This is a genomic window from Mesorhizobium sp. M2E.F.Ca.ET.209.01.1.1, from assembly GCF_004010375.2.
GTDB lineage: Bacteria > Pseudomonadota > Alphaproteobacteria > Rhizobiales > Rhizobiaceae > Mesorhizobium.
In genome coordinates this window covers 1-12,988 of sequence record NZ_SADP02000031.1, presented here as the reverse complement: position 1 = coordinate 12,988, position 12,988 = coordinate 1, and the positions used below count along the sequence as shown (strand labels likewise).

The window sequence follows — 12,988 nt, the reverse complement described above, 5'->3', positions numbered from 1 at the left end:
AGGGAAGAAGAAGCGACGCGCGCGGCGGGACATCAAATCCCTACTCGCTATTCGCTACTCCCTATTGGCTCAGACGATTTCAAAGGGAGGACCACATGAGCAAAGTAGCAATCGTCACCGGCGGATCGCGCGGCATTGGTGCTGCGGTATCGGTCGCCTTGAAGAACGCCGGCTATTCGGTCGCGGCCAATTATGCCGGCAATGACGAGGCGGCCCAGAAATTCAAGGCCGAGACCGGCATCCCGGTCTACAAATGGTCCGTCGCGGACTACGAGGCCTGCGCCGCCGGCATCAAGCAGGTCGAAGCCGATCTCGGTCCGGTCGGGGTGCTGGTCAACAATGCCGGCATCACCCGCGACGCCATGTTCCACAAGATGACGCCCGCGCAGTGGAGGGAAGTGATCGATACCAACCTCTCCGGCGTCTTCAACATGACGCACCCGCTGTGGGGCGGCATGCGCGATCGCAAGTTCGGCCGCGTCATCACCATTTCCTCGATCAACGGCCAGAAGGGCCAGGCCGGCCAAGTCAACTATTCGGCGTCGAAGGCCGGCGACATCGGCTTCTCGAAGGCGCTCGCACAAGAAGGCGCCCGCGCCGGCATCACCGTCAACGTCATCTGTCCGGGCTATATCGCCACCGACATGGTCAAGGCGATCGACGAGAAGGTGCTCAATGAGCGCATCATCCCGCAGATCCCCGTCGGCCGCCTCGGCGAGCCGGAAGAGATCGCGCGCTGCGTCGTCTTCCTGGCTTCCGACGAGGCCGGCTTCATCACCGGCTCGACCATCACCGCCAATGGCGGCCAGTACTTCGCCTGACAGCATTTGTCGCCATGGCGGCTCCTGTTAGCGAGTAGCAAATAGGGAGTAGCGAATAGGGAGTAGCGAATAGGGAAGAACGGCGGCGTCAGCGCGACGGCTATCAGATTTCTATCCCCTATTCCCTATTCGCTACTCCCTATTCGCTCCAACTTGCCTCAATTCGGGACGCAAAAGTTAACGGCCCGGCCGCGCTCTGTGCACAACCCCTTCACAAGCTGTGAATCCTCGGTGGGTAAGCTGTGGACAACACCATATCTAGGGGTGAACAAACCGTGAAACTTCCTGCATCTCCGATTCGTCGCCGATTCGTTCTGGCTTTGGCCGGAAAGTTAACCGCGGGAAGCGAAAACGTTACCCAAATCGTTAAAAGCGATTAAGAAAAATCAACAAATTCATAACCTTGACGATGGCCCTCGAATCGATCCCGACCGTTCACCGGCAAAAGTTAACGGCGGCTCGATCCGGCGGAGGCAAGGCATGAATCGGGCCAGTTTCCCGATTCAGCATGTGGTGAGACTCGCTGTCAAAAAATCCACATATAGCCGTGAACAAAACCTGAATCAGATCGAGTCAGCGATTCGTCGCTGATTCGTTCCAGACTCGTTCCAGCCGTTAACAACGACCGATTTTGGCTGCCCCGACCGGCCCTGCCTGTCCTCGAAGGAACATTCCGCTTTCTCTTCCCGCCCGAAGTCCCTATGTGTCCCTTGTCACACGCGGCGGCACCGCCGTGCTCCAGACTGCAAGCGGCAGAAACCTTATTTCCGAGCCGATGAACATTCAGCCGAAACATTCCCAGCCACTGATCCTTTCGGGCCGCGACGTGACGGCCGTGCTCGGCCCGACCAACACCGGCAAGACCCATCTCGCCATCGAGCGCATGGTCGCGCATGAGACCGGTATTATCGGCCTGCCGCTCCGGCTGCTCGCCCGCGAGGTCTATGCCCGCGTCTGCGAGAAGGTCGGCGCCCACAAGGTGGCGCTGATCACCGGCGAGGAGAAGATCGTCCCTGCCGGCGCGAAATATTCGGTCTGCACCGTCGAGGCGATGCCGCGCGAGACCGACGCCGCCTTCGTCGCCATCGACGAAGTGCAGCTCGCCGGCGACCTCGAGCGTGGCCATATCTTCACCGATCGCATCCTGCATCTGCGCGGCCGCCAGGAGACGCTGCTGCTGGGCGCGGCCACCATGCATGGCATCCTGCAGAAGCTCTTGAAGGGCGTCTCCGTGGTGACCCGGCCGCGCCTGTCGCATCTCGCCTATGCCGGGTCGAAGAAGCTGACCCGGCTGCCGCGGCGCACGGCGATCGTCGCTTTCTCGGCCGACGAGGTCTATGCCATCGCCGAGCTGATCCGCCGTCAGCAGGGCGGTGCGGCCGTCGTGCTCGGCGCGCTCAGTCCCCGCACCCGCAACGCGCAGGTGGAGATCTTCCAGTCCGGCGACGTCGACTATCTCGTCGCGACCGACGCCATAGGCATGGGACTGAACCTCGACCTCGAACATGTCGCCTTCGCCCAGAACCGCAAGTTCGACGGTTACCAATACCGCAACCTGACCGCCGCCGAGCTCGGCCAGATCGCCGGCCGCGCCGGCCGGCACCTGCGCGACGGCACGTTCGGCGTCACCGGCCAGGTCGACCCGTTCGACGAGGATCTGGTCGCCAAGATCGAGGCGCATGATTTCGACCCGGTGAAGGTGCTGCAATGGCGCACCGCCGATTTCGATTTTTCCAGCCTCGACGCGCTCAAGCGCTCGACTGAGACCAATGCGCCGGTCGAGGGGCTGACCCGGGCGCTGCCGGCTGTCGACGCGCAGGCGCTGGAGCATCTGTCGAAGGACGGCGACATTCGCGCTTTGGCCACCGGCAAGGAGCGTGTCGCGCTGCTCTGGGAAGCCTGCGCGCTCCCCGACTACCGCAAGATCGCGCCGGCCCAGCACGCCGACCTCATCGCCTCCATCTATATGGACCTTGCGCGCCATGGCCATGTCGATGAGAATTACATGGCCGAGCAGGTGCGGCGCGCCGATACGACCGAAGGCGATATCGACACGCTCTCGCACCGGATCGCACAGATCCGCACCTGGACTTTCGTCTCCAACCGCCCTGGATGGCTGGCCGATCAGCTACACTGGCAGGAAAAGACGCGCGAAATCGAAGACAGATTGTCGGATGCGCTGCATGAGCGGTTGACGAAACGCTTCGTAGACCGCAGGACTTCCGTCCTCATGCGGCGCCTTAGAGAAAATACCATGCCTGAAGCCGAAATCAGCCCAACCGGAACCGTCCTCGTCGAAGGCCATCATGTCGGCGAGTTGCAAGGGTTCCGCTTCACCGCCGACCAAAGCGCCGGCGGCGAAGACGCCAAGGCGGTGCGCACCGCCGCCCAGAAGGCGCTCGCGGCCGAGTTCGACGCGCGCGCCGAACGCTTTGCCGCCTGCGCCAATGGCGACCTGGCCTTGGGCTCCGACGGCGTCCTGCGCTGGATCGGCGCGCCGATCGGCACGCTGGTCGGCGGTGACGAGGCGCTGAAGCCGCGCCTTGTCCTGCTTGCCGATGAGCAACTGACCGGCCCTGCCCGCGACAAGGTCGCGGCGCGCGCCGAGCGTTTCGTCAATTTCCAGATCGAGTCGCTGCTGAAGCCTCTGGTCGATTTGAAGAATGCCGACCAGCTCACCGGTATCGCGCGCGGCATCGCCTTCCAGCTCGTCGAGCATTTCGGCCTGATCAATCGCCGCGACATCGCCGAGGAGATGAAGTCGCTCGATCAGGAAGGCCGCGCCGCGCTGCGCCGGCTCGGCGTGCGCTTCGGCGCCTACCATGTCTTCGTGCCGGCGCTGATCAAGCCGGCTCCGGCCGGCCTGGTGACCTTGCTATGGGCGCTGAAGAACGACGGCAAGGACAAGCCGGGCTTCGGCGATGTGGTGCATGCGCTGGCCTCCGGCCGCACCTCGGTCGTCATCGACCCGGCTTTCGACAAGACCTTCTACAAGCTCGCCGGCTACCGCAATCTCGGCCGCCGCGCCGTGCGCGTCGATATCCTCGAGCGGCTTGCCGACCTCATCCGCCCGGCGACCAACTGGAAGCCCGGCCTCGGCCAGCGTCCGGACGGCGCCTATGACGGCCACGCCTTCATGGTGACGCCGCCGATGATGTCGATCCTCGGCGCGACCGCCGACGACATGGAAGAGATCCTGAAAGGTCTCGGCTATCGCGCCGAGGCGAAACCTGCCGCCGAAGTGAAGGCGAAGCTCGACGCGCTGGACGACGCTGTCCGTGAACAGGCTGCCGCCAAGCTGGCGGCGGAAGAAGCGGCACGTGCCGCGCAGGCAGCGGCGGCCGAAGTTGCGACGACGGACACGGTTGCCGAGACATCGGCCGAGGGTTCGGAGCCGGCCGCCGTCGAACCTGTAGCCGAAGCTCCGGCTGAAGCCGTCGCGGAAGCGGCAGCGGAACCTGTCGCGGGAGAGCCAGCAGAGGTTCCGATCGAGGTCGCGGAAGAGGCTCCAGCTGTGGAAGAGACCGCAGTGGTGGACATTGCTGCAGCGACCGAGTCGGCCGCAAGCGCCGACGCGCTTACCTCCCCCTCGATGGGGGAGGTCGCGGCGCGAAGCGACGCGGGTGGGGGTGAGGGCGCCGACGACGCAAGCAGTGCCGATACCACCGAAGCCGGCGCTCCCACCGCCCCGGCGCTGCGCGCCGACCCTCCCCACGAGGGGGAGGGTACTGCCGCTGCCAGCGAGGGGCCGGTCGAGGCCGAGGAGCCAAAACCGATCCTTCTGTGGCGGCAAGCCCGTTTCGACCATCAGCGCCCGCGCCATCGCCAGGACAACCGCCGCGACAATCGTCCGCGCGGTGGCCAGCCCGCGCGCGAGGCGGGTGCCGCAAGCGGGCAGCCTGGCGACAAGCCTGCCCACGAGGGCCGCCGCGACGGCACCGGCAAGCCGCGCTTCGACCGCTCGAAATTCAAGCCGAGGCCGGATGCGGGCGACCGCCGCGAGGGCGGTGAACGCCGCGAAGGCAGGCCGCAAGGCGAGCGCCCGGATCGCCACGAGGGGGGCCGCCGGGACGGCCGGCCCGACTGGAAGGCCAACCGGCAGGACGGCAAGGGCAACGCGCCGGGCGGCAAGCCGGCCTTCCAGGGCAAGCCGCGCGAAGAGCGCCCACAGCGCTTCGATCCGGATTCGCCCTTCGCCAAGCTCGCCGCCTTGCGCGACCAGCTGAAGAAATAACCTCGGCCGGTCGCAATGGTTGGAGAAGGCCGCCAGCGCATCGACAAATGGCTGTTCTTCTCGCGCGCGGTGAAATCGCGCTCGCTGGCGGCGAAGATCGTCGTTGCCGGCCGCGTCCGCATCAATCGCGACAAAGCAGCGCAGGCCTCCGATCTGGTGAAGCCCGGCGACGTGCTGACCATCACGCTCGAGGGCCGTATCCTGGTCTGGAAGGTGGTGAATTGCGGCACGCGGCGCGGGCCGGCCGATGAAGCGCGCCTGCTTTACGAGGACATGTCGCCGGCACCCACGCCCAAGGGCGAGGCCGTTGCGGACGCCATTCCGGCACTGCGCGAGGCCGGCAGCGGCCGCCCGACCAAACGCGAGCGCCGCCAGACCGACCGTCTGTTAAGCGACGATTGAGCCATAACCGGCCCGGTGCGTAGCCGGAGCAATTCCGCGAAACCTGCGCGGCGATCAGGCTCGGTGACCTCGATCCGCTGTTCCGGCCGGAATTCCTTTCCGGCCCTCCGGCTCCGCCGGCAATCCCTACCCTTGCATGCGGCGGGCAAAGGGGTTACCTCACCTGAAAAAGCCCAACAAAATGGGACGTTCCGGAGCCTGCAATGACCTATGTCGTGACCGACAATTGCATCAAATGCAAATACATGGACTGCATCGAGGTCTGTCCGGTCGACTGTTTCTACGAGGGCGAGAACATGCTCGTCATCCATCCCGACGAGTGCATCGACTGCGGCGTGTGCGAGCCCGAATGCCCCGCCGACGCGATCAAGCCGGACACCGAGGGCGGCCTCGACAAATGGTTGCAGATCAACGCCGAATACGCCGAGAAATGGCCGAACATCACGGCCAAGAAAGAACCGCCGGCCGACGCCAAGACCTTTGACGGCGAGACCGGGAAGTTCGAGAAATATTTCTCGACCGAACCCGGCGAGGGTGATTGATAAAGAGGCCTATAGCGGGGGCATGACGCCGCGTAACGGGGCCGATACAAAGACTGTCTTGACAGGCAGCACTGCCGCTTGGGGTTAGCGAACGCGGCAAAACCTTGATTCTTCCGACTTTTTGTGTTACATAAGCCAAACATGCCGGTGACACGACGTCGATTTATGGCGCTAACGCCCCAAATCACTGAAAGGTGAGCTTTTAAATCCGGACCAGAGCGATCTGGGGCAGGCGGTCGCATTCGCGCGATATGCCGGTTCCCTGCTTTTCCGGTGGGTTCATCCTGTTGCGACGGCTAACGGTCGGCTATCGCCGACCCCATGGGTTCGCGCCGGCATGATGCCGGCGGCACAACTAAGGAGTTCAGGGCGTAATGGCAACGATCACCCCGCAGAAGAAGTCCACCGCGGCCCGCCACGGGTTCAAGACCGGCGAGTTCATCGTCTATCCGGCGCATGGCGTCGGCCAGATTGTGGCGATCGACGAGCAGGAAGTTGCGGGTCACAAGCTGGAACTGTTCGTCATCGATTTCCAGAAGGACAAGATGCGGCTGAAGGTGCCGGTCGCCAAGGCGACCTCGATCGGCATGCGCAAGCTGTCGGAAGAGGATTATGTCGACCGCGCGCTGAAGGTCGTGCAGGGCCGAGCCCGCATCAAGCGCACCATGTGGTCGCGCCGCGCCCAGGAATATGATGCCAAGATCAATTCCGGCGACCTGATCTCGATCTCGGAAGTCGTCCGCGACCTCTACCGCGCCGACAACCAGCCGGAGCAGTCCTATTCCGAGCGCCAGCTCTATGAAGCCGCGCTCGACCGCATGGCCCGCGAGATCGCCGCGGTGAACCGCATGTCGGAGACCGAGGCGGTGCGCCTCATCGAGGTCAACCTCAACAAGGGCCCGAAGCGCGGCGCCAAGGCCGACAACGAAGAATCCGAACAGGAAGAAGCTGCCTGAGCTCTTCCGCTTTTGGCGTTACGAAGAACCCGGCCTCGCGCCGGGTTTTTTGTTTTTTAAGAGCCTGTCCAAGGTTACGCGCCTCCCCCTTCCTTCTGCGCCTCTTCCTGCCGCAACGAAGCGATGAAGCGCTTCGTCCGCTCGCGCTCCGGATTGTCGAACACCACCGAGGCCGGACCTTTCTCGACGATCGCGCCGGCATCGAGGAAGACGACCTCCTGCGCGATCTTGGAGGCGAGCCTGAGATCATGCGTGGCCATCACCATGGTCGTGCCCTCGCGGGCCAGCTGCCCGAGCACGTCGACCACTTCCTGCGCCAGCTCCGGATCGAGCGCCGAGGTCGGCTCGTCGCAGAGCAGCACGCGCGGCGACGGCGCCAACGCGCGGGCGATCGCCACGCGCTGCTGCTGGCCGCCCGACAGCGTCGCCGGCCAGGCATCGGCCTTGTGCGCCATGCCGACCTTTTCGAGCAGCGCCATCGCCCTCTCGCGCGCCCTCGGCTCGGGCCATTTCAGCACCGTCACCAGCCCCTCCATGACATTCTCGATCGCCGTGCGATGCGGGAAAAGCTGGAAGTTCTGGAACACCATGCCGGTCTGCAGGCGGATGCGCTGAATATCTTTTGCCGACACCTTGCCGCCCGGATGAAACGCAAGCGTCTCCTCGCCGATGCGCAAGGAACCGGACGTCGGGATCTCCAGCAGGTTGATGCAACGCAGCAGCGTGCTCTTGCCGCCGCCGGAAGGGCCGACCAGTGCCGTCACGCTGCCTTCGTCGATGCTGACGGTGACGCCCTTCAGCACAAGATTGTCGCCAAAACGCTTCTCGATATTGGTGAGGCCGATCATGCGTTGGCCTCCAGGAAGCCGCCATAGCGGTTGAGCCGCACCTCCAGCCGGGCCTGCAGCGCCGACAGCACCGAGCTCAACGCGAGATAGAGCGCCGCCGCCTCGACATAGAGGATCAGCGGCTCGTAGGTGGTGGCGACGATGCGTTGCGCGGCCTGGAACATCTCAGGCACGGTGATGGCTGCCGCCAGCGAGGTGTCCTTGACCAGCGAGATGAAGGTGTTGGAGAGCGGCGGCACCGCGACGCGACCCGCTTGCGGAAGGATGGTGCGCCGCATCGCTTGGCTCCAGGTCATGCCGATCGAGTAGGAAGCCTCCCACTGGCCCTTCGGCACCGAACCGATGACGGCGCGGATGATCTCGGAGGTGTAGGCGCCGATGTTGAGCGTGAAGCCGATCAGCGCCGCGGGAAAGGCATCGAGCAGGATGCCGACCGACGGCAGGCCGTAGAAGATCAGGAACAATTGAACGAGCAGCGGCGTGCCGCGGAAGATCCAGACATAGAAGCGCACCAGCGCGACCAGCGGCTTCGGGCCGAACAGCCTGATCAGCGCCGTCACCAGTCCGGCGATGAGCCCCAGCGCGAAGGACAGAAGAGTGAGCGGCACGGTGAAGATGAGCGCCGCCCACAACAGTGTCGGCAGCGACTCCAGCATCAATTGCAGCCAGTGCGGCACGGGGCGCTTCTCCTTCCCAGATACGGCGGCACCTTCCCCCGTACGGAACGACTATCTTGCAAAAACGAGCGGGCCGTCAAAGACGGCCCCGATGGATATCATTGAAAAAATGGCGGGTCGTCGAAGACGGCCCGCCGGTTTCGAACAAACGGCAATGGCTTACTGCGAGACGTCCTGGCCGAAGTACTTGTCGGCGATCTTCTTGTAGGTGCCGTCGGCCTTGATGTCGGCCAGCGCCTTGTTGATGGCCGCGACCAGTTCCGGATCGCCCTTGCGCACGATGACGCCGGAATAGTCGGCATTTTCTTCCTGCGCGGCGATCTTCACATTGGCGTCCGGTTTGTGCTTCTTGAAGTCCAGGAAGGACAGGCTGTCGTTGATGGTGGCGTCCGCGCGGCCGGTGAGCAGAAGCTGGATCGACTGGTCGAAGCCGTCGGTGCCGACCAGTTCGGCGCCGTTCTTCTCGGCGAGCTTGCCGAAATTCGAGGTCAGCGACTGCGCCGACTTCTTGCCCTTGAGATCGGCGAAGGTCTTGATGTCGGTGTTGTCGCCGCGCACGATCAGCACCGCCTTCGAGGCGATATAGGGATCGGAGAAATCATACTTGGCCTTGCGGGCGTCGGTGATGCCGACCTCGTTGATGACGGCGTCGTAGCGGTTGGCGTCGAGGCCTGCGATCAGACCGTCCCACTTGCCTTCCAGGAACTCGACCTTGACGCCAAGCTTCTCGCCGATCGCCTTGGCGATCTCGACATCGAAGCCGACCAGCGCGTTGGATTCGTCATGATAGTTGAAGGGCGCATAGGTGCCTTCAGTGCCGACCTTGAGCACGCCGGCCTGCTTGATCTGGTCGAGATTGGCGCCGGCATGGCCGGCGGTGACCGCCAGAACCTGCAACGTTCCGGCGATGAGGAGCGACTTAAGCCATTTCATTTTTCTGTGATCCCGTTTTGACCGGTGGCCCGGTCCGATTGTGAGAGCCGGAAACTGACAGATAGAAGGTCGCGAAATAAGGAACCGGATTTCAAAAATGGGCTTTGCCGAAAATCTAATTCTCAAAATCGCCCAATAATCCGCCAAGCGGCATTTCGGGGCCCGCTAACGGAATGTTCCCGCCGGCAACATTTGCCCCCTCGGGCGGCGGAACCATCCATGCGCCTGACACGTTGCATGGCAGTTGTAGGGCGCGGCGGCGTCTTTTCAACTGTCGTAAGTGCAATCGCCGCCAACAGGAGCCGGCATGATCGAGGACGCGGCAGGACGGACACTGGTCAGGGCGGCAATGAAGGCTCCCTATCTCGAGCGCGACGAAGAGCATGTCCTTGCGCTGCGCTGGAAGGAAGAGAACGACCAGCACGCCCTGCATCGGATTACCGTCGCCCACATGCGCCTGGTCATCTCCATGGCCTCGAAATTCCGCCACTACGGCCTGCCGCTCGGCGACCTGATCCAGGAGGGCCATGTCGGCCTCCTCGAGGCTGCGGCTCGTTTCGAGCCCGCGCGCGAAGTGCGCTTCTCGACCTATGCCACCTGGTGGATCCGCGCCTCGATGCAGGATTACATCCTGCGCAACTGGTCGATCGTGCGCGGCGGCACCAGCTCGGCGCAGAAGGCGCTGTTCTTCAATCTCAGGCGTTTGCGCGCTCGGCTCGCCAACGGCGCCGAGCCGCTCTCCAATGCCACGCTCTACCGTGAGGTCTCGGCGGCGCTCGGCGTTCCCGAAGCGGACGTGGCGATGATGGATTCACGCCTGTCCTCTCCAGACAGCTCGCTCAACGCACCGCTTGCCGACGAAAACGGCGCTGCCGAGCGGATGGATTTCCTGGTCTCCGAAGACCCGCTGCCGGACGAGATCGTCGGCGAAAGGATCGATGTCCAGCGCCGCGCCCTCTGGCTGAAGAGCGCACTTGGCGCGCTCAATGCCCGCGAGCTTCGCATCATCGAGGAGCGCAGGCTGAGCGATGACGGCGCCACGCTTGAATCGCTTGGCGAACAGCTCGGCATCTCCAAGGAGCGCGTCCGCCAGATCGAGGCGCGCGCCATGGAAAAGCTGAAGCTGGCGCTGGTGAAGCAGAATCCTGAATTTCTGGCGGAAGCCGCCTGACAGAAGCAGACAGAACCCGGTATGTTAGTCTATAAATTTACTAAATAGACATGCACTGAAGGTTTTGCCGATATTATTTTCGTAAATATGCGAACACTGTGAATTTCCTGACATAAAATCGCGGCGCAATCAGCCTTGTTGAAGCCTCCACGTCCTTACGAATGGGGGATTTGCCATGCTGCGATGCTGCGTGTTTCTTGCGGCCTTGATGCTCGTGAGCCTCACGACCCTCGAGGCTCATGCCGATCGAAGGGTTGCTCTCGTGATCGGCAATTCGCAATACCGAGAGATTCCGGCGCTCAAGAATCCGGACAAGGACGCTGAGGATGTATCGAAGACATTCCGGCTGGCCGGCTTCGAGGTTTTCGCCGCCAGGGACCTCACCAGGCTTCAGTTCGAAGAGCGGTTCCGCAACTATCTGGCTGCGGCCGACGGCGCCGATCTGGCGGTCGTCTACTATTCAGGTCACGGCTTCCAGATCGGTGGGGAGAATTTCCTTATCCCGGTCGATGCGTCGCTGAAAGACGCGGCCGACATGGAAGTCCAGGCCATCAAGGTCGACGACATATTGCGGCAGTTGCGGTCAAGATCGAAGGTCCAGATGATCATCCTCGACGCCTGCCGCAACGATCCGTTCCCCCGCAAGGACTATTGGCTGCGCGACCAGTTGATAGTCGCCGGCGGCAGCGGGCTTGCGCAGGTGACCGGCTCGCAGAACACGCTGATTGCCTTTGCGACCGAACCGGGTGCCGTCGCCTATGACGGCTCCGGCAATCTCAGCCCCTTCTCATCCGCCTTCTCCCGCCGCGCGCTGACGCCGAACCAGGAGATACGCTCGGTCATGGCCGCCGTGCGCCGTGACGTGGTCAAGGCGACCAACGGCAGGCAGGTTCCGTGGGAGAGTTCCTCACTGATCGACGATGTGGTGCTGATGCGCGGCGCGGATCAGCCAGCGCTGCCGCCCAACGCGCAGCAGGATCAGGAGACGGCGGAGCGCGGGATCAAGGTCGCCGCCGCTGCCGAAGCGATCGACAATCGCGACATCAGTGTCCCGGTCGGCGTCGGCCCGGTTCCGCTGCAGCTGGATTTCCCTGCCAAGGGCGCCGGGGTCAGCCTCAAGCTTGCGCGCTACCCGGCGACCGGGACGCTGTCCCTGCCCGATCGCGTGCTTTCGCCGCAATCGAGCCTGATGGCCGCCGAGATCGACAATCTGCGCTACGAGCCGCAGATCGGCGCCGCCGCTCCCCTCGAGGTCGGCTTCCAGATCCGCGCTGGCAAGGCGTCAAAGCCGGCCACGGTGAAACTGTCGCCAAGCGTCGACCCTTGCGACCGGGCGGCAGGCGCGCCGCTCGACCTGCAGGGCGTCGCCCCCGGCCGCCAGCCGAACGAGATCGGCGGCGGAGCGATCGAAGCTTGCGAAGCGGCCGTTAAAGCCTACCCCAATGTCGTCCGCTTCCGCTATGAGCTCGGACGGGCGTTGCTGGCGGCCGGCGAGGTCGACGAGGCTAGGAAGGCCATTCAGGAGGCCGCCGACAAGGGCCATGCCCGAGCCGTTTTCGAGCTCGCCTATATGGCGGCGTCCGCAACAGGCACGGCCGCGGATGTTACGAAAGCGAATGGCCTCTATGCCCAGGCGGCCGACCAGGGCGATCCAGCCGCCATGGCTGCCTGGGGACGCGCTTTGTTCAACGGCGTCGGCGTCGAGCCGAACCCCCGAAAGGGATTGGACCTGCTGCTCAAGTCTGCGGCGATGGGGCATATCAGCGCCATGAACGATCTCGCGTTGATCTTCCAGGAAGGCCGCAATGGCGTGCCCGCCGATCCGGCCCGCGCTCTGTCGTTCCTCAAGGCCAGCATGGAACGGCAGGAAATCTATTCGATGAGCATTCTCGGTCTTGCCGGGCGCCGCTTCCAGACAGCCGCTGTATGCAAGCCCAAGGTAATCACGAAGATCAGGGTGATCCGCGCGCCTGCACCGCCGATGATCACCCCACCTCCGGTCAAACCAATGCCGCCCTTAATCGAGCCGGCGCCTTGGCGGGGCGGCAGGAGCGGCGATCGCCCGTCTCCTTCCAGGCAGAGCAGTACTGACGACAGCACCCCGGACAGCGGCACTCCGGATACCCCCGACAGTCCCACCACGGGCGAACCTCCCGGCACCGACGGCAGCACCACAGGCTTTGGTGGCATCTCCACCGTCAGAGGTGGATAGCAGCCGCGACGCGTGGCCGGACCAGCCGTGACAACGCATGTCGCCATGTCGAGTGCGCGGCTTAACAGGCTGCGGAAAAACCGGAGCCGTGGGGCCGTTTTGCGTTTGGTTGATGCGAGATCGGCTTATGCGAGGGTCATTTTAGCGGCTCTTTCGGCTGGTTTTGCCGCGATCGGCCGGTTTGAGGTGGAT

10 protein-coding genes are annotated in these 12,988 nt (G+C 63.7%); 7 read left to right on the top strand and 3 right to left on the bottom strand.

The genetic code is table 11. The features are described from left to right. The first annotated feature begins 95 nt into the window (after positions 1–95). The 5 genes from phbB (at position 96) to EN852_RS32220 (ending at position 6,955) form a co-directional block, all read left to right on the top strand. Complete coding sequence (gene phbB / locus EN852_RS32240) at positions 96–821, top strand: acetoacetyl-CoA reductase (RefSeq protein ID WP_127879930.1); 726 nt, start codon at positions 96–98, stop codon at positions 819–821. A 775-nt stretch (positions 822–1,596) separates the two neighbouring features. Continuing rightward, a complete protein-coding gene (locus EN852_RS32235; protein WP_127879968.1) occupies positions 1,597–5,055 on the top strand; it encodes a helicase-related protein in 3,459 nt (1,152 codons plus the stop codon). 15 nt (positions 5,056–5,070) lie between these two features. After that, on the top strand, positions 5,071–5,457 hold the full coding sequence (locus EN852_RS32230) for an RNA-binding S4 domain-containing protein (protein WP_127879929.1): 387 nt from the start codon (positions 5,071–5,073) through the stop codon (positions 5,455–5,457). A 203-nt stretch (positions 5,458–5,660) separates the two neighbouring features. Continuing rightward, entirely contained in the window at positions 5,661–5,999 is a 339-nt protein-coding gene (gene fdxA / locus EN852_RS32225; RefSeq protein ID WP_127865606.1) for a ferredoxin FdxA, read from the top strand. 374 nt (positions 6,000–6,373) lie between these two features. After that, the gene (locus EN852_RS32220) at positions 6,374–6,955 is read left to right on the top strand and encodes a CarD family transcriptional regulator (protein ID WP_095816705.1); all 582 of its coding nucleotides are present in this window, start codon (positions 6,374–6,376) and stop codon (positions 6,953–6,955) included. A 74-nt stretch (positions 6,956–7,029) separates the two neighbouring features. Here the strand turns inward: EN852_RS32220 and EN852_RS32215 are convergent, their stop codons facing one another. The 3 genes from EN852_RS32215 to EN852_RS32205 form a co-directional block, all read right to left on the bottom strand. Further along, positions 7,030–7,803: an amino acid ABC transporter ATP-binding protein gene (locus EN852_RS32215; protein WP_127879928.1), complete on the bottom strand. Its 774-nt coding sequence runs from the start codon at positions 7,801–7,803 to the stop codon at positions 7,030–7,032. Beyond that, entirely contained in the window at positions 7,800–8,480 is a 681-nt protein-coding gene (locus tag EN852_RS32210; protein ID WP_027166691.1) for an ABC transporter permease subunit, read from the bottom strand. Before EN852_RS32210 ends, EN852_RS32215 begins: the two co-directional genes overlap by 4 nt. Positions 8,481–8,639: 159 nt before the next feature. Next, positions 8,640–9,413: an amino acid ABC transporter substrate-binding protein gene (locus tag EN852_RS32205; RefSeq protein WP_127879927.1), complete on the bottom strand. Its 774-nt coding sequence runs from the start codon at positions 9,411–9,413 to the stop codon at positions 8,640–8,642. Between the two features lie 307 nt (positions 9,414–9,720). Between EN852_RS32205 and EN852_RS32200 the strand changes: the two genes are divergently transcribed. Next, positions 9,721–10,584, top strand: a complete 864-nt coding sequence (locus EN852_RS32200; protein ID WP_126064022.1) for an RNA polymerase factor sigma-32 — start codon at positions 9,721–9,723, stop codon at positions 10,582–10,584. A gap of 208 nt (positions 10,585–10,792) precedes the next feature. Continuing rightward, the gene (locus EN852_RS32195) at positions 10,793–12,796 is read left to right on the top strand and encodes a caspase family protein (protein WP_246694470.1); all 2,004 of its coding nucleotides are present in this window, start codon (positions 10,793–10,795) and stop codon (positions 12,794–12,796) included. Positions 12,797–12,988 lie beyond the last annotated feature (192 nt).

Bases quoted from the DNA above. Each gene is read 5' to 3' on its own strand.
- EN852_RS32195 (WP_246694470.1), top strand. From the start codon at position 10,793: ATGCTCGTGAGCCTCACGACCCTCGAGGCTCATGCCGATCGAAGGGTT.
- fdxA (WP_127865606.1), top strand. From the start codon at position 5,661: ATGACCTATGTCGTGACCGACAATTGCATCAAATGCAAATACATGGAC.
- phbB (WP_127879930.1), top strand. From the start codon at position 96: ATGAGCAAAGTAGCAATCGTCACCGGCGGATCGCGCGGCATTGGTGCT.
- EN852_RS32205 (WP_127879927.1), bottom strand. From the start codon at position 9,413: ATGAAATGGCTTAAGTCGCTCCTCATCGCCGGAACGTTGCAGGTTCTG.
- EN852_RS32200 (WP_126064022.1), top strand. From the start codon at position 9,721: ATGATCGAGGACGCGGCAGGACGGACACTGGTCAGGGCGGCAATGAAG.
- EN852_RS32230 (WP_127879929.1), top strand. From the start codon at position 5,071: ATGGTTGGAGAAGGCCGCCAGCGCATCGACAAATGGCTGTTCTTCTCG.
- EN852_RS32235 (WP_127879968.1), top strand. From the start codon at position 1,597: ATGAACATTCAGCCGAAACATTCCCAGCCACTGATCCTTTCGGGCCGC.
- EN852_RS32220 (WP_095816705.1), top strand. From the start codon at position 6,374: ATGGCAACGATCACCCCGCAGAAGAAGTCCACCGCGGCCCGCCACGGG.
- EN852_RS32215 (WP_127879928.1), bottom strand. From the start codon at position 7,803: ATGATCGGCCTCACCAATATCGAGAAGCGTTTTGGCGACAATCTTGTG.